This is a genomic window from Cellulomonas sp. URHE0023 (assembly GCF_000688475.1).
GTDB lineage: Bacteria > Actinomycetota > Actinomycetes > Actinomycetales > Cellulomonadaceae > Cellulomonas.
Genome location: NZ_JIAN01000006.1, coordinates 166,949 through 187,861, shown reverse-complemented (window position 1 = coordinate 187,861; position 20,913 = coordinate 166,949). Strand labels below are relative to the sequence as shown.

At 71.6% G+C, this 20,913-nt stretch carries 23 protein-coding genes; 8 read left to right on the top strand and 15 right to left on the bottom strand.

Annotation, left to right across the window (positions count from 1 at the left end; genetic code table 11):
- Nucleotides 1-12: 12 nt before the first annotated feature.
- Nucleotides 13-552 carry an NUDIX hydrolase gene (locus N553_RS0110170; protein ID WP_034621734.1) on the bottom strand — a complete coding sequence of 180 codons (540 nt, stop codon included), beginning with the start codon at nucleotides 550-552 and terminating at the stop codon, nucleotides 13-15.
- 96 nt (nucleotides 553-648) lie between these two features.
- On the opposite strand from N553_RS0110170, the gene N553_RS0110165 reads away from it, so the two are divergent.
- On the top strand, nucleotides 649-1,020 hold the full coding sequence (locus N553_RS0110165) for a nitroreductase family deazaflavin-dependent oxidoreductase (protein ID WP_034622034.1): 372 nt from the start codon (nucleotides 649-651) through the stop codon (nucleotides 1,018-1,020).
- A gap of 233 nt (nucleotides 1,021-1,253) precedes the next feature.
- The gene (locus N553_RS22150; RefSeq protein ID WP_034621732.1) at nucleotides 1,254-2,441 is read left to right on the top strand and encodes an EAL domain-containing protein; all 1,188 of its coding nucleotides are present in this window, start codon (nucleotides 1,254-1,256) and stop codon (nucleotides 2,439-2,441) included.
- Here the strand turns inward: N553_RS22150 and N553_RS22145 are convergent.
- Nucleotides 2,416-2,802: a nuclear transport factor 2 family protein gene (locus N553_RS22145; protein WP_034621730.1), complete on the bottom strand. Its 387-nt coding sequence runs from the start codon at nucleotides 2,800-2,802 to the stop codon at nucleotides 2,416-2,418. The genes N553_RS22150 and N553_RS22145 overlap by 26 nt on opposite strands.
- A 102-nt stretch (nucleotides 2,803-2,904) precedes the next feature.
- Between N553_RS22145 and N553_RS0110150 the strand changes: the two genes are divergently transcribed.
- The 3 genes from N553_RS0110150 to N553_RS22140 are packed head-to-tail and all read left to right on the top strand — an operon-like array spanning nucleotide 2,905 to nucleotide 5,541.
- On the top strand, nucleotides 2,905-4,272 hold the full coding sequence (locus N553_RS0110150) for a ferredoxin reductase family protein (RefSeq protein ID WP_028046425.1): 1,368 nt from the start codon (nucleotides 2,905-2,907) through the stop codon (nucleotides 4,270-4,272).
- A complete protein-coding gene (locus N553_RS0110145) occupies nucleotides 4,272-4,784 on the top strand; it encodes an FMN-binding protein (RefSeq protein ID WP_028046424.1) in 513 nt (170 codons plus the stop codon). Before N553_RS0110150 ends, N553_RS0110145 begins: the two co-directional genes overlap by 1 nt.
- Nucleotides 4,785-4,788: 4 nt before the next feature.
- On the top strand, nucleotides 4,789-5,541 hold the full coding sequence (locus N553_RS22140) for an FAD:protein FMN transferase (protein ID WP_231505237.1): 753 nt from the start codon (nucleotides 4,789-4,791) through the stop codon (nucleotides 5,539-5,541).
- Nucleotides 5,542-5,562: 21 nt separating this feature from the next.
- Here the strand turns inward: N553_RS22140 and N553_RS0110135 are convergent, their stop codons facing one another.
- The gene (locus N553_RS0110135) at nucleotides 5,563-6,003 is read right to left on the bottom strand and encodes a MarR family winged helix-turn-helix transcriptional regulator (protein ID WP_028046423.1); all 441 of its coding nucleotides are present in this window, start codon (nucleotides 6,001-6,003) and stop codon (nucleotides 5,563-5,565) included.
- A gap of 100 nt (nucleotides 6,004-6,103) precedes the next feature.
- On the opposite strand from N553_RS0110135, the gene N553_RS0110130 reads away from it, so the two are divergent.
- Nucleotides 6,104-6,526 carry a hypothetical protein gene (locus tag N553_RS0110130; protein ID WP_034621728.1) on the top strand — a complete coding sequence of 141 codons (423 nt, stop codon included), beginning with the start codon at nucleotides 6,104-6,106 and terminating at the stop codon, nucleotides 6,524-6,526.
- Nucleotides 6,527-6,530: 4 nt separating this feature from the next.
- On the opposite strand, the gene N553_RS0110125 is transcribed toward N553_RS0110130, so the two are convergent.
- Genes N553_RS0110125 through N553_RS0110080 form a run of 10 tightly spaced genes read right to left on the bottom strand, consistent with a single transcriptional unit; the run spans nucleotide 6,531 to nucleotide 18,362 of the window.
- A complete protein-coding gene (locus N553_RS0110125; protein ID WP_028046421.1) occupies nucleotides 6,531-7,214 on the bottom strand; it encodes an FHA domain-containing protein in 684 nt (227 codons plus the stop codon).
- The gene (locus N553_RS0110120; protein ID WP_028046420.1) at nucleotides 7,211-8,494 is read right to left on the bottom strand and encodes a VWA domain-containing protein; all 1,284 of its coding nucleotides are present in this window, start codon (nucleotides 8,492-8,494) and stop codon (nucleotides 7,211-7,213) included. The genes N553_RS0110125 and N553_RS0110120 overlap by 4 nt, the downstream gene beginning before the upstream one ends.
- 48 nt (nucleotides 8,495-8,542) lie before the next feature.
- The gene (locus N553_RS22135; RefSeq protein ID WP_231505236.1) at nucleotides 8,543-9,589 is read right to left on the bottom strand and encodes a protein phosphatase 2C domain-containing protein; all 1,047 of its coding nucleotides are present in this window, start codon (nucleotides 9,587-9,589) and stop codon (nucleotides 8,543-8,545) included.
- Nucleotides 9,574-11,856, bottom strand: a complete 2,283-nt coding sequence (locus N553_RS0110110) for a serine/threonine-protein kinase (protein WP_028046419.1) — start codon at nucleotides 11,854-11,856, stop codon at nucleotides 9,574-9,576. Before N553_RS0110110 ends, N553_RS22135 begins: the two co-directional genes overlap by 16 nt.
- Nucleotides 11,853-12,962 carry a hypothetical protein gene (locus N553_RS22130; protein WP_034621725.1) on the bottom strand — a complete coding sequence of 370 codons (1,110 nt, stop codon included), beginning with the start codon at nucleotides 12,960-12,962 and terminating at the stop codon, nucleotides 11,853-11,855. Before N553_RS22130 ends, N553_RS0110110 begins: the two co-directional genes overlap by 4 nt.
- Nucleotides 12,959-13,924: a glutamate ABC transporter substrate-binding protein gene (locus N553_RS25630; protein WP_231505235.1), complete on the bottom strand. Its 966-nt coding sequence runs from the start codon at nucleotides 13,922-13,924 to the stop codon at nucleotides 12,959-12,961. Before N553_RS25630 ends, N553_RS22130 begins: the two co-directional genes overlap by 4 nt.
- On the bottom strand, nucleotides 13,921-15,192 hold the full coding sequence (locus N553_RS25625) for a hypothetical protein (protein ID WP_028046417.1): 1,272 nt from the start codon (nucleotides 15,190-15,192) through the stop codon (nucleotides 13,921-13,923). The genes N553_RS25630 and N553_RS25625 overlap by 4 nt, the downstream gene beginning before the upstream one ends.
- Nucleotides 15,189-16,562, bottom strand: a complete 1,374-nt coding sequence (locus N553_RS22125) for an AAA family ATPase (protein ID WP_231505234.1) — start codon at nucleotides 16,560-16,562, stop codon at nucleotides 15,189-15,191. The genes N553_RS25625 and N553_RS22125 overlap by 4 nt, the downstream gene beginning before the upstream one ends.
- 11 nt (nucleotides 16,563-16,573) lie before the next feature.
- Nucleotides 16,574-17,113 carry a hypothetical protein gene (locus N553_RS22120; protein ID WP_051640058.1) on the bottom strand — a complete coding sequence of 180 codons (540 nt, stop codon included), beginning with the start codon at nucleotides 17,111-17,113 and terminating at the stop codon, nucleotides 16,574-16,576.
- 31 nt (nucleotides 17,114-17,144) lie between these two features.
- Complete coding sequence (locus N553_RS0110080; protein ID WP_028046416.1) at nucleotides 17,145-18,362, bottom strand: toxic anion resistance protein; 1,218 nt, start codon at nucleotides 18,360-18,362, stop codon at nucleotides 17,145-17,147.
- Nucleotides 18,363-18,618: 256 nt separating this feature from the next.
- On the opposite strand from N553_RS0110080, the gene N553_RS0110075 reads away from it, so the two are divergent.
- Complete coding sequence (locus tag N553_RS0110075; RefSeq protein WP_028046415.1) at nucleotides 18,619-18,879, top strand: PspC domain-containing protein; 261 nt, start codon at nucleotides 18,619-18,621, stop codon at nucleotides 18,877-18,879.
- Nucleotides 18,880-18,902: 23 nt separating this feature from the next.
- Here the strand turns inward: N553_RS0110075 and N553_RS0110070 are convergent, their stop codons facing one another.
- Nucleotides 18,903-19,769 carry a sigma-70 family RNA polymerase sigma factor gene (locus N553_RS0110070; RefSeq protein ID WP_028046414.1) on the bottom strand — a complete coding sequence of 289 codons (867 nt, stop codon included), beginning with the start codon at nucleotides 19,767-19,769 and terminating at the stop codon, nucleotides 18,903-18,905.
- Between the two features lie 137 nt (nucleotides 19,770-19,906).
- On the opposite strand from N553_RS0110070, the gene N553_RS0110065 reads away from it, so the two are divergent.
- Complete coding sequence (locus tag N553_RS0110065; protein WP_028046413.1) at nucleotides 19,907-20,287, top strand: VOC family protein; 381 nt, start codon at nucleotides 19,907-19,909, stop codon at nucleotides 20,285-20,287.
- A 4-nt stretch (nucleotides 20,288-20,291) separates the two neighbouring features.
- Here the strand turns inward: N553_RS0110065 and N553_RS0110060 are convergent, their stop codons facing one another.
- Nucleotides 20,292-20,837: a hypothetical protein gene (locus N553_RS0110060; protein ID WP_034621722.1), complete on the bottom strand. Its 546-nt coding sequence runs from the start codon at nucleotides 20,835-20,837 to the stop codon at nucleotides 20,292-20,294.
- Between the last annotated feature and the right edge of the window lie 76 nt (nucleotides 20,838-20,913).

Genomic DNA, 20,913 nt, shown 5'->3' with positions numbered 1-20,913 from the left:
GCCAGGCGGTGGTCAGGTGACTCGCCCGAGGGCGATCGCTGCGTACATGAGCGCTGCGACCGTCTCGCCGTCGGTGATGGTGCCGTCTGCGACGAGCCGCAGAACCTCGGCCCACGGCACGGACCGGACCGCGGAGATCCCTTCCTCGGCCTGCTCAGCCGGGACGTCCGACGGTCGGAGGTCGCGAGCGAGGAACACGTGCTCGGGCGCGTGGCTGACCCCGTTGAGCGCGAACATGAACCCGATCGGCTCCCAGGCGTCCGCGACGAGGCCGGTCTCCTCACGCAGCTCACGCTGCGCGGCGAGCAAGGGGGCCTCGCCGTCCGACCCCCCTGCGGGCACCTCCAGCGACACCGTCCCGGTGGTGTAGCGCGCGACCTCGACCATGACGACCTCACCCTCGGCGGTCACAGGGACGACGAACACCGCAGGGTTGCGCACCTCCATCACGCCGTAGATGCCCGCGCCGCCGTCGGGACGGTCGACGGCGTCCTCCCGGACGCGGATCCAGGGGTTCTCGTAGACGGTCTTCGACGAGCGCGTGTGCCACATGGTGCCCAGCCTGCCCGAGGTTCCGTGCGGGGCTCCCCGGCGTCCGGCACAGGCGCCGCGTTGCCGCGGTCGCTCGGGCGGCGCACAGTGAGCGTCATGCCCCGGCCCGAGCTCTACCGCAGCCAGATCATCGACCTCACGACGACCGGTCGGCGCACGGGGGAGTCGCGTCGGATCGAGATCTACCTCCACCACCTTGACGGCCGGCTGTTCATCTCCGGCCAGCCGTCACCTCGCACCCGCGCCTGGGTCCACAACGTCACGGCCGACCCGAACGTCGTGATCCACCTCAAGGTCGGGGCGGTCGACGACGTGCCGGCTCGCGCGCGCGTGCTCGAGGACCCGGACGAGCGGCGTCCGCTGATCGAGGCCGCGGCGCGCCGGTGGGGGCGAGAGGACGTCGACGTGATGATGGCGCAGAGCCCGCTCATCGAGCTCACACCGTCGGACGCAGGTCAGGCGGCCTAGCGCTCGGCGCAGTCACCGCACCGGCGACCTGGGTGTTTGTCCAGGTCACGTCCATCTCGATCCTCGGCCGCACCGCGATCCGGTGGCCCTGCGGTCGAGGCGCGGCCCGTGGTGGCGCGGCCTATGCTGGCGAGGCCGACGGCCCGTCGATGTGCCGCCGATGAAGCGACGCGGGGTGGTGCGTGTGTGGTCCTCATGGCGAGCATCCGGGTGGGACGTCGAGAGTGCGCCCGATGCCGGTTAGGTCGTTGGAGCGGTACTCGACGATGGTCGTCCTGGTCGTCGACGACAGCCGCAGCAACCTCGACCGCGTTCGTGAGTTCCTGATCGAGCAGGGCATGGAGCGGATCGTGACGGAGACCGATGCGCGCCGGGTCCGCACGCTGCTGCCCGAGGTGCGCCCGGACCTGGTCCTGCTCGACCTCCACATGCCCGAGGTCGACGGGTACGAGGTCCTCGCGCAGGTCCAGGCCTACGCCGCCGGCAGCTACCTGCCCGTCCTCGTGCTCACGGCCGACACCAGCACCGCCGCGCGCGACCGTGTGCTCGGACTGGGGGCACAGGACTTCCTGACCAAACCGCTCGACGTCACCGAGACCCGCCTGCGCATCGCGAACCTGCTGCAGACCCGTGAGCTCTACTCGACCTTGCGAAGCTCCGTCCAGGAACGCCAGCAGCCGGAGCCGGCCGACGACGAGGGCGACGGCGGGACGCGCCGACGCATCGAGCGGGCCCTGCACAACGGCACGCGCGACATCGTCTACCAGCCCGTCGTCGACATCCAGAGCCTGAGCGTCGTCGGCCACGAGGCGCTCGCACGGTTCTCTGACCCGGGGCACGGTGGACCGGAGCGCTGGTTCGCTGACGCCTTCTCCGTGGGACTGGGCATCGAGATGGAGTGGGCTGCGGCGGTGGCCGCCCTCGGCTACCTCGAGCGCAGCCCCGCACCGCTCTTCCTGGCGGTGAACATGTCGCCCGCCACCGCGCTGCACATGCTCGACCGCGACCTGTTCACGCCCGAGATGGCGTCGCGCATGGTGATCGAGCTGACCGAGCACGTGCCGGTCGAGGACTACAGCGCCGTCCGCGGCGCATTCGCGGGCCTTCGGATGCAGGGTGCGCGCCTCTCGGCCGACGACCTGGGTGCGGGCTACGCGGGCTTCCGGCACCTCGTGCGGCTCCGGCCGGACATCATCAAGCTCGACATCTCGTTGATCTCGGGCATCCACGGCAGCATGGAGAAACGTGCCCTGACCCGGTCGATGGTCTCGTTCGCTCAGGAGGTCGGGGCGCAGCTCATCGCCGAAGGGGTCGAGGAGCCCGAGGAGCTGGCCGCCCTGCAAGAGCTCGGCGTCCCGTGGGCGCAGGGCTACCTGCTCGGCCGGCCTGCGCCGCTCACGGCCGTGGCTGCGGTTCGCTGACAGTGGCCGGACGGTAGGTGGCGTGCCCCTCGACGACCCTCGCGTCGTCGCCGAGCACGAGGACCTCGTCGACGAGGTCGCCGGTCTGGTTGCGGTACTGGATCACGAGCGTGGCGACTCCGGCGTGCACGTCCACCACGGTGAAGTGCAGGTCGGGGATCAGCCGCAGGCCCTCGGCCCAGTAGGCCCGCAGCTGCTCCTTGCCTCGGACGATCCCGCGGGTGTCAGGCAGGATGCTGGCTGCCTTGGGGGAGGTGAACACGACGTCGTCGTGGAAGTGGGCCAGGAGCGCGTCGAGGTCGTGGGCGTTCCACGCGGCCTCCCACGCGGCGCTGAACTGGAAGGGGTCCGGGATGCTCATCGCTCGAGTCTGGCACCGGCGGTCCGCGCTCCGGCGGTGCCGCATGGCGAACGCACAGGGTGCTCCGAGTGTTCTCGGAGTTCCGGCGGGCAGAGTGAGCACATGACAACGACGGCACGCGCGGCTGCACCGCACGGCTCGGTCACCGACCGACGCCCTGCACCACGCCGCCGCCCGTCTGGTGTCTTCGCCTGTCTCTGGGCGGGCTCGGTGGGGGTCCTGGTGTTCTGGTGGTTCGGAACCAGCAGCATCACGGGGTCGACGCCCGGCGGCGCGCTCATGGGCATCGGCGAGCTGTGCGGGCTGGTGGCGTCGTTCCTCGTGTGCGCCCAGCTGCTGCTGGTGGCGAGGGTCCCGTGGTTCGAGCGGTCGGTCGGCTTCGACCGGCTCGTGTCATGGCACCGCACGCTCGGCACGACCGTGGTCCTGCTGGTGCTCACCCACGTAGTCCTGATGGTCGTCGGCGGTGCGCTGCTCGACGGCACGTCACTCTGGTCGGAGGTGCCGAGCGCGCTCGCCCGGCAGCCGTACCTGTGGCCCGCGCTGGTCGGCACGCTGCTGTTCCTCGTCGTCGGGCTGTCCAGCGCGCGGCTGGCCCGTCGCACGCTCTCGTACGAGCTGTGGTTCGCGATCCACCTGACGATCTACGTCGGGATCTTCCTCGCGTTCTTCCACCAGGTCGCCGGCGGTACGCACTTCGTGAGCAACAGCGTCGCGCGCGCCGCCTGGATCGCGCTCTACGCGGGCACGGCGGCTGCGATCCTCACGTGGCGCGTCGTCCTGCCCCTGCTCGACGACCGTCGGCACGCGCTCCGCGTCTCCCAGGTGGTCCCTGAGGGTCGAGGCCTTGCGAGCGTGTGGCTGACCGGGTCGAACCTCGACGATCTCGAGGCGCGGGGCGGTCAGTACTTCCTCGTCCGCTTCCTGACCCGCGGGCATCTGGGGACGGCCCACCCGTACTCGTTGTCGATGGTTCCCACGAGCGAGTCGATGCGGTTCACCATCGGTGCGCTCGGCGACCACTCGAGCGCGGTCGCTGCCGTCCGACCGGGCACCCGTGTGCAGGTCGAGGGGCCGTTCGGACGGTTCACCGCCGACCGCGCATCGACCCACAAGGTCCTGCTCGTCGCCGGTGGTGCCGGTGTCGGACCGATCCGCGCCGTTGCGGAGGAGCTCCTTCGGCGCGGGCACGACCTCGTGGTCGTGCACCGTGCGCGCACCGCGGACGGACTGGCCCTTGCCGGCGAGTTCACCCCGTCGCCGTGGCTGCGGTACGTCCCTGTCGCGGGTCGACGGAGCGAGCTGCGGTACGACCCGCTCGACCCGGTGCACCTGCGGCACCTGGTGCCTGACATCGCCTCGCGTGACGTGTTCGTCTGCGGCCCGGAGTCGATGGCGCGAGCTGTCGTGCGGTCTGCGCGTGCGCTCGGCGTCCCGTCGACCGCGATCCACCGAGAGGAGCTGAGCTGATGACCGCACGACCTTGGCGCGGGACCCTGCTGTACGTGGGTGCCGCGGCCGCGATGACGGCAGCGGGCGTCGCGAAGTTCGCGCCCGCGGTGCAGGACCAGAGCGCCGCGTCGTCTGCCGGCACGACGTCGGGCAGCGGAACGGGCGCGACGAGCCAGGACGGCTCCTCGACCGGCGACTCGACCAGTTCCGGGTCGAGCGCCACGAGCACCGACAACGGTGCGGCCGACACGTCCGACACGGTGACGATCGTGGGCTCCGTCGAGCAGAACCGGTACGGCTCGGTGCAGGTGTCGGTGACGTTCTCGGGCAGCCAGATCACGGACGTCCAGACGCTGCAGGTGCCTGACCGTGAGCGCGAGAGCGAACGGATCAACCAGCGCGCGGCGCCGGTGCTCGCGCAGGAGGTCCTCGACGCTCAGTCGTCGCAGATCGACACCGTCTCCGGGGCGACGTACACCTCCGAGGGCTACGCCGCGTCTGTCCAGTCCGCCATCGACCAGCGCGGCTGACCCCGTGCGGCACCTCGAGACGGTCATGGGGATCCCGATGTCGGTGGACGTCCGCGACTCCGGTGCGGGGGTGTCCGAGCTCGTGGAGCGCGCGTTCGAGGTGCTGCGAGCCGCCGACCGGCGCTTCAGCCGGTTCGACCCGGACAGCGAGGTGAGCCGGTACGCCAGGCGCCAGGTGCCACCTGCCGAGGTCTCCGCGGACCTGCGCGAGGTCCTCGCACTCGCCGGCCGTGCGTGGGACGAGTCCGGCGGCGCCTTCTCGGTCCGTCGACCCGACGGCACCCTCGACACGGACGGCGTGGTCAAGGGGTGGGCGGCACAGCGAGCGGCCGACGTCCTGGAGGGCGGCGGGCTGCTGAGGTTCTGCCTGAACGCCGGCGGGGACGTCGTCGTGCGCGGGGAGCCCGAGCCAGGCCGCGGTTGGCACGTCGGCATCCGCGACCCGGCCGACGCCGGGAGGACCCTGGCCGTCCTCGAGCTGCGCAATGGTGCCGTCGCGACGTCCGGGACCTACGAGCGTGGTGCGCACATCTGGGACGGCCGCACGGGCGAGGCCGTGAGCGAGCTGGTCTCGGCGTCGGTGGTTGCGGCCGACCTGTGCCGGGCCGACACGCTGGCCACGTCGGTGCTCGCGATGGGCCGGGACGGCGTGTCCTGGGCGGCGGCGCACGGCGCGGTGGCGGTGATCGCGGTGACTGCCGACGGCAGGACGCTCACGGACCGTGGCGGGGCGACGTTGCTCGGGGCGACCGCCTGATCCACGCGTGGCCGAGGTCGACTAGGCGCGCGCGTCGTGGTGCGCCAGGAGGCGAGCCAGCAGGGCCGCCAGCTGGTCACGCTCGTCGGGGGACAGCGGTGCGAGCAGGTCGTCCTGGACGAGCGCCGCCTCGGTGCCCAGGCGTTCCATCCGTGCGCGGCCCGCAGGCGTGATCGTGACGACGTTGCGACGCCGGTCCGCGGGGTCGGGGCTGCGCTCGACGTAGCCGGCCGCCTCGAGGTCGTTCAGGCAGCCCACCATGTCGCTCAGGTGGATGCCGGTGCCTCGGCCGAGCTCCGCCTGGCTGGTCGGGCCGTGCTCGTCGAGCGACGCGAGCACCCGGTAGTCGTACCCGCGGGCGCCGATCGCGGACAGGCGCTCGACGATGAGGCGGTGCGCGTGGGCGGCTGTCTGGGTGAGCAGCCAGCTGGGCAGTGCAGCGACTCGTGCCGGTCCCGTCATGGTCGGGACGCTAGCAGAGTCGTTCGGGGGACAAACGTCTTGCCACGGATCGTTTGCACGGCTAACGTTAGCGACGCAAACGACTACGAGAGGACCGACCATGACGCTCAACGGACAGATCATCGGGCAGGCCGAGCGCGCGACGCGAACCCTTCTGGAGAGGCACCTGCGCGACTCCGGCCTGGAGTTCGAGCAGTGGGTCGCCGTGAACCAGGTGCACACCGGCACAGGCGGGCGCCGTGCCCTCGCCGCGCGCCTCGCCCGTGGACTGAAGGTCGACGACGCGACGGCGCGGGCCACGGTCGAGAGCGTGATCGACCTCGGACTGGTCGCGGTGGACGAGGAAGAGCTCACCCTGACACCCGACGGGCTGCAGAAGTTTGCCCTCGTGAGCGCCGCGATCACGGCCATCACCGCGCGGCTCTACGGCGACGTGCCCCCCGAGGACCTCGCCGTAGCGGGCAGGGTGCTCGCGCTGGTGACCGAGCGCGCCAACGCCGAGCTCGCCGGGGCGCTCTCGTGACCGCCTAGACCTCGCCCGGAAGGGCCTTGCGGATCACGATCCGGGTCCACCCGCCGAGGAAGAGCCGGTCGCCGTCCTCGAGCTCGCGGCGCTGACCGACGGGGATCGGCGTGGTCGGCACGGGCTCGCCAGGCTTGCTGACGTAGGTGCCGTTGGCCGACTGGAGGTCCTCGACCCACCAGCGCTGCCCGTCGGTGTTCAGCTGGCAGTGCCGGCGAGAGACGCCTGAGTCGGTTCCGCAGTCGACCTGCGGGTGGATGTTGCGTGAGACGGAAGGTCGTCCGACCAGGACGCTGCGCTCACGCAACGGCACCAGACCAGGAAGGCCGGCGGACGGCATCGGGTCCTCGGGACTCTGTGCGCCGTACCAGTCGGGGTCGATCCAGAGCTCGGCGACCCACGAGTCCGGACCGGCCGGTGGGGGAGTCGGGGACGCGGCCGGGGGAACCACCGGGGTCGGCGTCGAGCTCGCCACCGGAAGCGATCCCGTCGTGAAGTCGTAGCCGCAGGTCTCGCAGAACAGCGCACCGGCCGCAGCGGGAGCGCCGCAGTTCGCGCAGGTCGTCGGCGCGGCCGCTACCGGCGGGGGAGCGACCGCGACGGCGACCGCCGTGATCGGGGACCCGCAGACGTCGCAGTAGTCCGTCGACTCCGAGGCGTGGCCGTTCGGGCAGGTGACCGTGCTCACCGGCGGACCCGGGTGGTCTTCGTGGAGGCCGTGTCGAGGGCCATCTCGTCGAGCTTGGCTGCATCGCGCTTGAGACGGACCGTGCCCTTCTCCTCGTCGTCGATGTCCACGACGCGCCGCAGGCGGCTCGTCGCCTCCTCGTTGCCGGTCTCCTGGGCGAGCTGGACGGCGCGGCCGAGCTTGACCGTGGCCGTCGCCTCGTCGCCGGCGGCCTTGGCAGCGAGGCCCTCCTGGATCGCCGACGCGAGCTCGGCCTGGCCGGTGTAGTGCGCGACCTCGGGGTTGATCCGGGCCGTCAGGGCGCTGTCGTCGGACCAACGTGCCTTGACCAGGGCCGACGTCAGCACCTCGCCGCCGACGGCGATCTGGACCCGTGCGGCCAGCTGCTCGGAGCCCACGGGCTTGGAGGGGACACGGATGGCGACGTGGTAGTCACGCGCCTCGTCACCCCAGGCCCCCGTCGGGTAGGCGCCGGTCAGCGGGTTCACCTCGGTCCGACGGGTCGACAGGTCCTCGACCGTCGGCGCCACGCGGCGCACGAAGAGCACCTGGGCGCCCTGGGGCGCCCACACCCGCAGCTCGGCGTCGGCGACCCCCTTGGACATCGACGCGGCGACGAGCTGACGGAAGTCCTCGGCGATGTCCGAGGGGTTGGCGATCAGGTCCACGGTGCCGAGCAGGGCCGACGCGATCTCTCGCAGCTCGGCCACCTCCCACCTCGCTCCGACGCCGCGAGCGTCGCACTGGAACCGCCCGGTGACGTCGCGGATCGCCTTCGAGAGCTCCTCGCGAGGCTCCGACTCGTTCTTCCCGTCGGTCAGGAGGATCGCGTGCCGTTGCTTCGCCTGAGGGACCTGCGAGAACACCTGGTCGGCCAGGCGGAGCCACGTGCTCATCGCCGTCCCGCCCGTGGGCGACATCAGGGAGATCGCACGCTTGGCCTCGCGGCGCGCACCGGGCTCCATCTGCACGATGGCCACCGGCGCGTTCGGGTACGGGAACGCGCGCTGGGCGACGTGGCTGCCTCCGATGATCGCGAACCACGTCCCGTCGGCGATCTGGTCGACGGCCACCTGGGCCGCGTACTTCGCCGCGTCGATGTTCGGACCCTGCATCGAGCCGGAGGTGTCCACCATGACGATCTCCGCGACCGTCCCCGTGGCCGAGGCAGCCCCCGCTGTCCCTGCTCCGGTGCTGGTCACCGTGACGATCGCGTGCACGTCCGTGGCGCCCTCGGAGAGGAACTCGTTCTGGAACACCTCGGTGTGGAACTCGGCCACTGTGGCTCCTTGTCGATGCACGGTGGTGCGCGTGGGTGGGGCAGCAGGTCAGCTGTGGACAGTATCGACCGTGGCCGTGCCGTGCACGACCTCGATCCGGTGCAGTGCGGCGGTGATGTTGTCTGCGCCGCCCTGCTCGTTCGCCCAGCGCACGAGCTCGGCCGCGATCTTCTCCGGCGCCGGCCCGGCGACCTCCTGCGACGTGCGCACCAGCTCGGCGACCGCGCTCGCCTCGGAGCAGTAGTTCCACAGCCCGTCGGAGCAGACGAGCACCCAACCGGGCCCCTGGGCGACCGTAGGAGCGGTACGGGGAACGATGTCCGGTGCGTCGGCACCGAGCCAGCGGGTGATGGCGTGCGCCTGGGCGGAGGCCTCCGCCTTCGCGCGTGACAGTCCGAGTGCCATGAGCTCGTTGGCGCCCGAGTCGTCGCTGCTGAGCTGGATGGGGTCACCGGCATCGGGAAGCCAGTAGACCCGCGAGTCACCGAGCCAGCCCGCGACCACGTTCGGCCCGTCGACCACGGCGGCCACGAAGGTGCACGAGGGCGGGTCGTGGCGCTCGGCCAGGTCACCGACGGCGGTGGCGATGGCGTTGTTGGCGGCATCGGCCGCACGCACGAGCAGCGCGGACCACGCGGCGACGCGCGTCGTGTCGCCGCTCGGCACCGAGATGCCCTGGACCAGGACGTCGCGTGCGGCGCGTGCCGCTGCGAGGCTCGCGATGTCGGAGTCCGGCACGCTCGACACTCCGTCGCAGACGACCAGCACGGGTGCGTCACCGGCGAGGCCGAGCGCCATCGCGTCCTCGTTCTTCTCGTGCCGGATGCCGCGGTCGCACACACCGCCCAGCGATGCCGACGGCGCCTCCGACCAGTGGTCGCGCTCGGTCGCCGCCGGCGTGCCGCAGTCCTGGCAGTACCCGTCGGCGGCGATGGTCCCGCCGCACGCACGGCACGACCGGGTCGACGGCGCCGGCGGCGGCACGGCGACCGCGACCGGTGCGGTCAGGGGTGCGCCGCACTGCTCGCAGAACTTGGACCCGTCCTGCGCGACCGTCCCGCACGAGCCACAGGCGACGCTCACCACGTGGTCCACCGCCGGACCTCGTGGGCGCGGTCCACGAGCGCGATCCGCGAGTCGTGGTCCTCGGTGAGGGATGCCAGCTGCCGCAGCGCTCCTTCGAGCGCGTCGCGAAGCTCGGGCTCGTGCGCGGGGACGCCGTCGAGCTGCACCCCCTGCACGGGGCCGTGCGTCACGACGGCCTCCAGCGCGGAGCCGAGCACGTCGACCCGGAGCGCGGCGTGCTGCAGGGGCGGCAGGACCACCGTCTGCACGCTGCCGAGCGCCTGCGACAGCCGTGCGACGTCGCCCGTGGACAGTGCGAGCAGCCGCGCCCGCATCATCCGTGCATCCACGTAGGAGCTTCGGGTCGAGGCGACGAGGTCGAGCGCGTGCAACGCTCCCTCGAGATCGCCGCGCGCGCTGCGGATGCGCGCCAGGCCGAACGCAGCTGGTGCCGTGTAGTTGGCGTCGGAGCGAGCGCAGATCACGTACAGCGACTCCGCGATCTCCGCCTCGTCACTGCGTTCGCAGGCCGTTGCGAGCGCCAGCTTCGGAGCGAGCTCGCCGGGGACCTGACCGTAGACGGCGTTGAACGACGCACGTGCCGCGACGGGGTCCCCGTTGGCCAGCTGTGCCAGGCCACCCAGCCACGCCGCACGCCACTCCCACGGGTCGTCGGCAAGCATCTGGGCGAGCGTGTCCGACAGGATGTCCTGCCTGCCCGCCTCGATCGCGGTGCTCGCACGGCGGAGCCGCACCTCGACCGAGTCATCGGGTGCCTCGTCGAGAGCGCTGAGCCGCTGCACCGGATCGCTGACGTTGACCCCGGAGAGCCAGCTCGCCGCCGGGTCACCAGGATCGACCTTGAGGGCGGGCAGCTGGTCCCACGCCAACGGGTGTCCGGCCTCGTCCGACGCCGGCGCCTCGAAGAGCATCGAGGCCGCCGAGTGCAAGGCAGGGCTTCCCGGCCCGCGGTCGGTGGCGACCACCTCGCGGAGCACCCCGAGCACCTGCGCGCGCAGCTCGTCGACGGTGGCGAACCGGTCCGCCGGGTCGGGCGCGCACGCCTTGGCCAGCAGCCGGTAGAACGAGTCGTAGCTCTGGAACACGGGCGTGTCGGAGACTGACGGAAGCGACGTCACGAAGGTCGTCGTGTTCCCACGGAAGTCGAGCACGAGCGTCGCCAGGGTGCGCCCGATCGTGTAGATGTCCGAGGCGACCGACGGACCGACCTCGGGGACCTCCGGCGCCTGGTATCCGACGGTCCCGAAGATCGCTGAGGCCAGGTCGTCGATCCGACGTACCCCACCCAGGTCGATGAGCTTGACGGAGTCTCCCTGCTGGATGACGTTGTCGGGCTTGAAGTCGCAGAACAGCAGCCCGACGTCGTGCAGGTAGGCGAAGGCAGGCAGGATCTCCAGGACGAAGGCCAGTGCCTGGTCCACGGGCAGCGGGCTGTTCACCCCGGCGTTGGCGTCCCGGCGGTCCTGCAGGATCTGCTTGAGCGACCGGCCGCCGACGAACTCCATGACCGTGTAGCCGGCACCCTCGTGCATGACGAAGTTGTAGATCTCGACGATCAGCGGGTGCTCGACCTCGGCCAGGAACTGCCGCTCGGAGATCGCCGCCGCGAACGCGTCGGGGTCGCCGGAGTTCAGCAGACCCTTGAGCACGACCCACCGGCCGGAGACGTTCCGGTCCCGGGCGAGGTAGATCCAGCCGAGGCCGCCGTGCGCGAGGCAGCCGACGACCTCGTACTGCCCACCGACCACGTCCCCGGGGTTGAGCGCCGGCGTGAAGTCGAAGTGGTTGCCGCACTGGGGGCAGAACCCGGCGGACCGGCCTGGCACGCCGTCTCGGGTCCGGCCGACCTCCGCGCCGCACGACGGGCAGAATCGCTTGCGTTCGGGCACCTCGGCGACGGCCATGACCGCCTGCAGCGGGTCCTGCACCGGGGCCGGGGGGACCGTCGTCAGCCCCGCGCCGAGGCGCGCACCCCGCAGCCGCGTCGAGGACGTGCCGACCCGACGCGTCGGGCGTGACCCGCCGGTCGCCGCGGTCCGCGCAGACCCGAGGGCCGCCGTGGCGAGCTGCGTGGAGCTCGTGCGTCCGGTGCGCGTGGAGCGCTCGGAGTCGTCGTCGCCCGCCGGGGCCCACTGCGTCTCAGCGACACCGGTACCCAGGAGCGTCGTCGCGGAGGCCGGTGACGCACCTGCTGGCTGCGGCGACCCGCAGACGTTGCACCAGCCGTCCTCGTAGTAGCCGTCGCACCCGATCTCGGTGCAGTGGATGGCGGTCATCGCGATCCCTCCTGAGCTGCCGTGGGCAGGTCGCGGGTGAGGTACAGGTACTGCTCGACGAGGTACCGGGCCACGGTGACGTCGCACGGCGTCGCGCTGACCGCGGCATGCGCCTCCTCGTAGCCCGACCGGACGGTCGGTGACGCACTCCGGCCGTTCGCGTCCGCGGTGGCGTGCGCACCGGTCAGCTTGTAGCGGAGCTCCGCGCGTTCGCGCAGAGGCTCGCTGTACGCGTCCGCCACCGCGTCGAACGCTCGGCCCACCGCCGCGAGCCGGTCGACGAACGCGTCGAGCTCCTGGCGGGTCCCGGGGACCGCGCCCAGGCGTGAGACGTCGGGCACCGCGAGCTTGGGGGGATTCGCGATCTCTCGGCGGCACCGGTCGGCCAGCTCGTGCAGCGTGGGTTCACGGGTCTCGAGAGCGGCGAGCGTGGACGCTGCGTCGGCGCGGCCCTTGTCGAGCGTGCGGCGCTGGGACACGTGGACGATGAGATCCCGCTCGGCACGGGCCGCCTCGGCCTCGAGCTCGCCCAGCGGGCCGGTGACGTCAGCGCCACGGGCCGCCTGCGTGACGAGCTTCTGCTCGCGTCGACGCAGCGCCGCGACGCGCTCGGCGGCCGTCGCGTCCGTGCCGGCGAGGTCCTCGCAGCGCACCAGACCGGCGCGCAGACCCCGGAACCGCTCGGCCTGGTCGGCGCTGTCCGGGTCGAACGACAGGCGGGCACGGACCTTGGAGATCATCGCGTCGCAGAGGGTCACGGCCTCGACGAGCGACACCAGCGCCGAGCCGAGACCGGAGTCCAGCCGGCCCCAGATGAGGCGCGACATCTTCTCGCGGTCGACCGCGTCGGCCCGGCCCGAGTCCCACACCGTGACCAGCTCGTCGGCGCGCGTCCGGATCGCCTGCCACATGGTCAGCGCGAGGAGAACGTCTGCCGTGTAGGACTCGACGGAGACCGAGGCCTGTGCGGCCGCGTCCAGCCGGTCCAGCTCGGTGCGGCGGTGGCTCAGCCACGCGTCCAGCCCGCCCAGGTAGGTGAGCAGCTCGGGCGCCGGGATCGGCTCGCCGAGCCGCCCCGGGGCCTCGGGTGCGTCGGGCGCCGTCACCTGGGCGGGACCCGGCCGTAGACCGACGCCGGCGGCACCGGTGCGGGCCCGAGCGCGTGCAGCCAGCGGTCGTACATCGCCGCCCAGGTGCCGTCCGCCTTCGCCCGGTCCAGGACCGCGTTGACGAACCGCACCAGGTCCACCTGGTCGGCCGCGACGCCGACACCGTACGGCTCGGAGCTCAGCGCGTCGCCGACGACCTTGGCGTACGGGTCCTGCGCCGCGAATCCGGCCAGCACCGTGTCGTCGCCCGTGATGCCGTCCACGCGACCCTCCTGGAACAGCACCAGGCACTGCGTGTGCGTCGGCGCGCTGACCGCGGTGACCTCGGGGTAGTCGTCCTTCAGCCGCTCGAGGGTCGTCGTGCTCTCGGGCGCGCAGACCCGTTGGCCGGCCAGGTCGTCGATGCTCGTCGCGGTCGAGTCCCGGGTGACCAGGACCTTCTGTCCGGCCTGGAGGTACTCGGCCGAGAACGCGATGTCCTGCCATCGCGCGCAGTTCATGGTGAACGTGCGGGCGACCAGGTCCACCTCGTGGTTCTTCAGCACGTCCAAGCGCTGGCCGGAGGTGATGACCCGGAACTGGAGCCTGTTCGGGTCGCCGCCGAACAGCGCCGCAGACACGAGGTGCAGCACGTCGATGTCGAAGCCCTCGATCTGTCCGGTCAGCGGGTCGCGCGAGCCCATGAGCAGCGTGTCCGCCGAGACCCCGACGGTCAGCGAGCCGCGCGCCTGGATCGCCTGCACGGTGCTTCCGGTGAGGCCGGGGTCGGGAGCGTACGACGTGGTCGCGTCGTCGCACTCCACGACCGGGGCAGCGGCTGCCGGGGTCGGCTCAGGCGTCGCGGTGACCTGAGGGTCGGGCGTCGTCGACGGGTCGCACCCGGTCAGGACGACGAGCGCCCCGACGGCCAGCGCGACGATGGCGGGCAGGCCCCTACGGCCCAGCGGTGTGCGCCTCACCGGTACTCCTCCACCCGCTTCGAGATCCCGCGCCAGCTGAGGACGGCCGCCAGCAGACCGGCCGCGAGGATGAGCCAGCCCACGAGCACCGCAGAGCTTCCCGCCCCGGACAGCGCCTCCTGGGTCGCCGCCGCGCTGGCCTGCAGGCTCTCGGACGCCGCAGTCGTGAACGCGTCGAACGCCGCATTGGGTGAGTCCGGCTCGGTGCTGATCGCGAGCGCGACCGCCTCGTCCCACTGGCCCGCGTCGTCCTTCTCGCGGATCTCGGCGTGCTTGGCGGTCCACGCGTCGAGCGACTGCACGAGCGCGTCGTCGACGCCTGCCAGCAGCTCGCGCGCCTGCGCGGTCTCGGACTGGAACGTCTCTTCGTACGCCTGGCCAGAGCCGCGCTTGATCAACGTGAACGACTCCATGGACTTGGCGTCGTTCGCGAGCGAGTACGCCTTCGACACCGCGACCGTGTCCGCATACGAGCCGTCCCGGACGTCCGAGGCCGACGCCGCGGTGGTACCCAGGACGAAGGCGCCCGCGACGCTGGCGGCCAGGGCGAGGATCGTCGCCCAGAACAGGCCGGAGTTGAGCCGCCGGTGCGTACGCCTCGCGAGCCACGTCTGCACGACGACGAACGCGACGAGCGAGACCAGGCCGAGTGCGAGCAGCCATGGCGTCGCGCTCACGGCGTCGAAGGAGGAGTCGACCCGGTCGGCGTTGGTCTGCACCAGGGTGTCGAGCTCAGGCAGCACGTCCGAGCGCAGCACCGTGGAGGCCTGATCGAGGTAGGCGGCACCGACGGGGAAGCCCTGACGGTTGTTCGCACGCGCCTGCTCGACGAGCCCCGTGTAGGTGGTCAGGCCCGCGGTCGCCTTGCCGAGCAGCTCCGCGTCCGCCTCGTTCGAACCGGCGAGCCGGGCAAGACCGTTGGCAGCCGAGGCGATCGCCTCGTCATACGTCGCGCGCTGCGCTGGCGGTTCGAGCCCGCCGACGAGGAACGCGTTGGTGGCCGTCGCGTCCGCGACCACGAGGTCGTTGCGCACATCCTGGATGCCGACGAGCTGCCGCGTGTCGGCCTCCGCACTCGCGAGCGCCTTCGACTGCGCCTGGCCCGTCTGGACGCCGAGCACGCCGACCGCCAGCGACGCCAGCACGGCGACGACGCCCGCGAGGCGCATACGTCCGGGCGTGCGGCTGAGCGCCCCGCGGCGCTTCGTCGCCGCGACGGACGGGACGGGCAGGGGCGCAGGTTGCGGCGGTGCGATCGTCTGCGTCACGCGGGCTCCTCCAGGTGTGTCGGTTCGGCGACCGCCATGTGCTCCGGCTCGTGGTCCCCGTCGTCGGGCGCCGCCACGAGGTCCTCCGGGAGCAGCAGCCTGAGCTGCTCGACGCTCGGTTGCTCAACGTCCCGCAGGCGCCACGCGTGCCGGGTGATGGCCTGGTCCAGCATGTTGCGCACGTAGCGGCCGTTCCCGAACCCCTCGTCGCGGACCTGGAGCGAGGCGATCTCCTCGAACCGCGCGAGCGTCTCGGGCGAGGGCTCGAAGTCGGCCTTGCGAGCGGTCCGCTCGAAGATCTCGCGCAGCTCCGCGTCGGTGTAGTCGGTGAACTCGACCGTCGTCGAGAACCGGCTCTCGAGCCCGGGGTTGGTCGCGAGGAACGTCGCCATCGGTCCTGGGTATCCGGCGACGATCACGACGAGATCCTCACGGTGGTCCTCCATGTCCTTGACCAGCGTGTTCACCGCCTCGGCGCCGTACTGGTCCTCGGCCAGGCCGTACGCCTCGTCGATGAACAGCACGCCGCCGATCGCCGTGGCCACGACCTCGGACGTCTTCACGGCCGTCTGCCCGAGGTAGCCGGCGACGAGCTCGGACCGGTCGACCTCGACCAGGTGCCCCTTGGTCAGCAGCCCGAGCGCACGGTAGATGCCGGACACGAGCCGGGCGACGGTCGTCTTGCCCGTCCCGGGGTTCCCGAGGAAGACAAGGTGCCGGGTGAGCGTGGGCGTCGTGAGACCGGCCTCCGTGCGCAGGCGCTCGACGCGCAGGAGCTGTGTCTGCTGGCGGATCTGCTCCTTGACGGCGGCCAGCCCGACGAGCGCATCCAGCTCGGCGAGCAGCTCCTCGAGCGTGCGCTCCCTGGGCTCAGGGTCGCTCGGCGTCCACGCCGACGCGGCTCCTGCGGCGGCCGCCGCAGGAGCTGGCAGGCCCGGGAACGGCACGGCAGACGGCGGGTCTGCGCTTGGCGCAGCAGGCCCTGCGCCCCGGGTGGTCGCCAGCTGGACGGCGGCCGTCGCCGAGGCGCGGGCGATGACGCCGATGTCCGCAGGCCCGAGCTCGCAGGCGGCCGAGATCACGTCGGCGAGGGCCGCCGCGTACGCGTCCCCCGCGGGTGTCCCGGCGATCCCGGCGAGCAGGTCGGTCGGCGAGGTCCGCCACCGACGAGCACTGGCAGCGGCCTCGAAGAACGCACCGAACGAGGCGTCCGGCGAGCCGACCGCCGTGAGCCATGCGCCCGGTGCCCCGGTGATCGACTCGGCTACAGCGGCCGACAGCCGCGCACCCTCGTCACGGGCCGCCGCGGCGTCCAGGCCGGCGGCGGCGCCGGCACGCTCCAGCGCGTCGAGGGCGTCGGACAGTCTCATCGCTGCTCCAGTCATGGGTGGTCGACCGGGCTCCCCGCCTGTGGCGTGTCGCGGCCCGCGTCGGGGGCGAGCTCGAGCGACGAGCCGCCGCCGAACTTCTCCGCCAGGAACAGGCCGTGCGCGACGAGCGCGTCCGCGTCCTGCCGCGAGACAGCGTCGGAGATCTTGTCGAGCGTGAGGTCGAGCAGGTCGAGCTGGTCGCACAGCAGCATCAGGGAGGTCTTCCCCTTCGACACCACGCGCCGGTCGGCGAAGTCGCGGGGGAGCCGCAGGTAGCTGCCGACCGCCTCGGGCAGGTAGCTCGTCGCGGTCGCGACGACCGTGAACGCCTGGTGGCTACCGGCTCCGAGCCGGTCGAGGCGCGGTGCCATGACCTCGACCGTGCGTGCGATGCCGTGGACGCGCGCGGTCACCGCAGCGGGCACGCGTCCCACGATCTGCTGCTCGACGGCGTGGGCGGACGCGACGATCTCCGCCGACGTCGGAGGGGGTGGCTCGGCGGGCACCTCGGGCTGTCGACGCTGCCCCCGCAGGCGTCCGAACCAGCTCATCCAGCGCTCGATCCTCGGCAGACCGGCAAGTTCAGCTCAGCCCGAGGTCGAGCGATCCGCCCGCCACCTCGGTGGTGTCTGCGCGACGCACCCGGTCGAGGTAGCTCTGCGCCTTGGTGGTCTCGGTCTGCAGGACCCCGACGGTCTGGGCCATCGAGTCGAGCGCCTTGACCTTGAAGTCGTCGATCGAGTCCATGGTCGCGTAGATGTCGCTGAATGCCTGCTGCAGCTGGGCCAGGCCGACGGTCGCGCTGGCGGCCTGCTGCTGGATGTCCGCGGACTGCTCCTTGAGCATCTTCGCGGTGGAGGCGATCAGACCCGAGGTCGTCGTGTTCAACGCGGTGATCTGATCGAGCACGAGCTTCTGGTTGTTGAGCGCCTGCGCCACGATCACGGCGGTCCGCAGCGCCGACACGGTGGTCGTCGTGGCGCGGTCGACGCCCTTGATGAGCTCCAGGTTGTTCTTGATGATGATGTCGATCGCCAGGTAGCCCTGGATGCTCACCGCGAGCTGCGTGAGCAGGTCCTGGTGCTTCTGGCGCACGTAGAACACGACGTCCTGGCGCAGCGCCTTGGCGCGCTCGGGGTCGGTCGCGTCCAGCTGCGCGATGGTCGCCGACAGGCGCGTGTCGAGCGACTCGGCGACGTAGATGTACTGGTGGAGGCGCGCCATCGTGTCCCAGAGGTGCTGCTTCTCCAGGTTGAGCGCGGCGTTGTCCTTGCGCAGCTCGTCCTGACCGTTGTACAGGGCGCGGACGATCGCGTCGATCTGCTTCTGCGAGCTCTCGTACCGGCGGAAGTAGTCGGTCAGCGAGTCGCCGAACGGGATGAGTCCGAGGAGCTTCTTGCCGACCGTGGCCTCGCTCGGGTCCAGGTCCTCGACGGTCTTGCGCAGGTCGAGCAGCGACTTGCTGATCTGGGAGGTGCCCGAGACGCCGCCGTCACGCATCGCCTTGACCGGCGTCTGCAGGAGGCGGTTGGAGCTGTCCGCCGCGGCGCGGATGTCGGAGTCACCCATGAGACGGATGTCGTCGGCCTTGGCGGCCAGCTCGGGCGACCCGGCCTGTGCGGCCATGAGGCTGGTGACGTACGCGTCGACCTTCGCGTCGAGGCCTGGCAGCGCGGCAGCGTCGATCTTGGGTGCCATCGCGGGCGCCTGCGTCGTCGACACCGGGACGGGCGGAGCGGGCGCCTCGAGCGCGAACACCGACTGCGGAGCCGGGGGCTGGAGGGGGGCTGCGTCGGTCATCGTCGTCCTTCACGTCCAGCACGGAACAAGCGATGGAGACTGCGTCATCGCCATATCGCTCAATGGTCACGGGATGGTCAAGCATGTGTCGCGCCGAAACTAGCACGGCCACCCCGAGAGCCTAGGCGTCCCAGGCCAGGGGGACGAGCGACTCCGCTCAGGGTGGAACTCCGGGGAACCCCCGATGTGTGCACACAGTCCGGCGACCACGATGGGAGGTACACGAGCACGACAGACGAAGGGGCAGGAAGACACGATGGGAACGATCCACGAGAGCATGACCGAGCAGGGGCTGGTCCGTCCGGTCCAGGGCAGGGTCCTGGGTGGCGTCTGCGCAGGCCTGGGGCAGCGGTTCGGCATCGAGCCCTGGCCCGCACGCCTGCTCTTCGTCCTGGTCCTGCTCGTCCTCCCGGGCAGTCAGCTGCTCATCTACCCGATCCTGTGGATCCTGATGCCCGCCCAGCGCGTGACCTACGTCCCGAGCGCGCCGCAGGGGTCGACGCACGCCACGGCCTGATCGGGCGCCCCGGAACCCGGTCCTCAGAAGTCGAGGGGGACCGGGTCGAGGCGCTTGAGCACGTCGGGGTCCATGGACAGGTCGATCGCCACGATCAGTCCGTCCTCGATCGTGACCACGAACGCGGTCCGCGGGACACCGCCCGGGGCCCACATGAGGCCGACCGCGCCGCCCAGAAGGGCGAGCTCGGCGGTCTGCGCGGCGCCGTTGAACCCGAGGGCGACCTCCTGCGCTCCCACCGTGTCCTTGAGGAACCCGAACGAGGCGACCTTGGCGTCGACCCGCAGGACGACATCGGGGTCGAGAGTCGCGAGCAGGGCCTCGAAGTCGCCGCCGCGCGCCGCGGTCAGGAACGCGTCGACGACCTCGCGCTGACGGACGAGATCGGTCTCAACACGAGTCGGAGCGCCCTGGACCCGGCGTCGGGCCCTGCTGGCCAGCTGGCGGGTGGCCTCAGGCGTCCTGGCGACCATGGGTGCGATCTCGTCGAACGGGACCGCGAACATGTCGTGCAGCACGAACGCGAGCCGCTCGGCAGGGGTCAGGTGCTCGAGCACCACGAGCATCGCGAGCCCCACCGAGTCCGCCAGCACGGCCTCCTGCGCGGGGTCGACGGCGTCCTCGTCGACCCAGGGCCGCTCGACGTCGAGCGGGTCCTCGCGCCGAGACGTCCGGCTGCGGAGCCGGTCCAGGCAGATGCGCGCGACGACGGTCGTGAGCCAGCCGGGGAGGTTGTCGACCCCCTCGGAGTCTGCTCGGTCGAGGCGCAACCAGGCGTCCTGCACGGCGTCGTCCGCCTCGGCGGTCGAGCCCAGCATCCGGTAGGCCACCGCGGTCAGCCGTCCACGGTTCTCCTCGAACCGGCGGGCCAGGTACTCGTCGTCGCTCATCGCGGTCATCCTCTCGTCGTTTCACCCTCCTGACGTAGCCGACACCCACGACGTGACCGTTGACCGCCTCCGCGCGTGGTCCTACGGTCGAACCAGCCGGCCAGCCGATGGTCGTCTGGCCCGCGCTGGAGGCCGCCATGCTCTCCGCCCACCCCGCGATCCCCGTCCTGGCAGTGACGGATCTCGATCGGGCACGCGCGTTCTACGAAGGGACGCTGGGCTTCACCGCACGGGACGAGGAGATCCCCGAAGGTGTCCTGTACCGATCCGCCAACGGCGGGTTCCTCGTCTACCCGTCGAGCTATGCCGGGACCAACAAGGCCACGGCGATCTCGTTCCAGGTCGCGGGTGACGCGTTCGATGCCGAGGTCGCGGCCCTGAGGTCGGCAGGCGTGGAGCTGCAGACGTTCGACGTGCCCGAGGGTGAGTGGGTCGACGGTGTGCTCACGTCCGGGTCGATGCGTGCCGCGTGGTTCGCCGACCCGGACGGGAACGTCCTCAACGTGGAGACCAGCTGAGCGCTCAGTCCTCGATCATCGTCCCGTCGGGCGCGATCACGTACCAGACGCCGTTGGCGTCCTGGCCGTTGACGTCACCTGCCGCCATGTCCTTCGCGAAGGTGTAGATCGGCATGCCGTTGATCGTGATCTGCTTGCCGCCGTCGGCCGCGGGGATCGTGCCGACCGTTCCGGTGACACCGTCGACGCTCGGGGTGTCCGACGTCGTCTCGATCGCGGGCCACGCTGTCGCGCAGTCGCCCGAGCACGCGCTCACGCCCGAGTCCTTGGTGTCCTTGGTGAAGTAGTACGCGGTCATGCCTCTGCCGTCGACGACCACGGTGCCGAGCGACGTGTCGGCGGTGGACAGGTCGGCGGCCTGCGCGCCCGAGGCCGGCGCCGAGCCGGACGGCGCCGCGCTCGACTCGGCTGCCTCGCTGGGCGTGCTCGAGTCGCCGCCGCCGTAGGCGCCGCCTCCGCTGTCGCCCGAGCTGCCGCAGGCGGCGAGAGCGCCGACGGCGAGCATCATGGTGACGGGGAACAGGATCGAGAGCCGCTTGGACGTGCGCACGATGTACCTCCTGGGTTCATGGCTTCCGGTGCTGCACCGGCTACCTGGACCACGAGCCCGAGGCGGGTGAGGTTCA

What these genes read in the sequence shown, in the direction of transcription:
- N553_RS0110170 (WP_034621734.1), bottom strand. Translation starts at nt 552, where the DNA reads ATGTGGCACACGCGCTCGTCGAAGACCGTCTACGAGAACCCCTGGATC.
- N553_RS0110165 (WP_034622034.1), top strand. Translation starts at nt 649, where the DNA reads ATGCCCCGGCCCGAGCTCTACCGCAGCCAGATCATCGACCTCACGACG.
- N553_RS22150 (WP_034621732.1), top strand. Translation starts at nt 1,254, where the DNA reads ATGCCGGTTAGGTCGTTGGAGCGGTACTCGACGATGGTCGTCCTGGTC.
- N553_RS22145 (WP_034621730.1), bottom strand. Translation starts at nt 2,802, where the DNA reads ATGAGCATCCCGGACCCCTTCCAGTTCAGCGCCGCGTGGGAGGCCGCG.
- N553_RS0110150 (WP_028046425.1), top strand. Translation starts at nt 2,905, where the DNA reads ATGACAACGACGGCACGCGCGGCTGCACCGCACGGCTCGGTCACCGAC.
- N553_RS0110145 (WP_028046424.1), top strand. Translation starts at nt 4,272, where the DNA reads ATGACCGCACGACCTTGGCGCGGGACCCTGCTGTACGTGGGTGCCGCG.
- N553_RS0110135 (WP_028046423.1), bottom strand. Translation starts at nt 6,003, where the DNA reads ATGACGGGACCGGCACGAGTCGCTGCACTGCCCAGCTGGCTGCTCACC.
- N553_RS0110130 (WP_034621728.1), top strand. Translation starts at nt 6,104, where the DNA reads ATGACGCTCAACGGACAGATCATCGGGCAGGCCGAGCGCGCGACGCGA.
- N553_RS0110110 (WP_028046419.1), bottom strand. Translation starts at nt 11,856, where the DNA reads ATGACCGCCATCCACTGCACCGAGATCGGGTGCGACGGCTACTACGAG.
- N553_RS22125 (WP_231505234.1), bottom strand. Translation starts at nt 16,562, where the DNA reads ATGAGACTGTCCGACGCCCTCGACGCGCTGGAGCGTGCCGGCGCCGCC.
- N553_RS22120 (WP_051640058.1), bottom strand. Translation starts at nt 17,113, where the DNA reads ATGAGCTGGTTCGGACGCCTGCGGGGGCAGCGTCGACAGCCCGAGGTG.
- N553_RS0110080 (WP_028046416.1), bottom strand. Translation starts at nt 18,362, where the DNA reads ATGACCGACGCAGCCCCCCTCCAGCCCCCGGCTCCGCAGTCGGTGTTC.
- N553_RS0110075 (WP_028046415.1), top strand. Translation starts at nt 18,619, where the DNA reads ATGGGAACGATCCACGAGAGCATGACCGAGCAGGGGCTGGTCCGTCCG.
- N553_RS0110070 (WP_028046414.1), bottom strand. Translation starts at nt 19,769, where the DNA reads ATGAGCGACGACGAGTACCTGGCCCGCCGGTTCGAGGAGAACCGTGGA.
- N553_RS0110065 (WP_028046413.1), top strand. Translation starts at nt 19,907, where the DNA reads ATGCTCTCCGCCCACCCCGCGATCCCCGTCCTGGCAGTGACGGATCTC.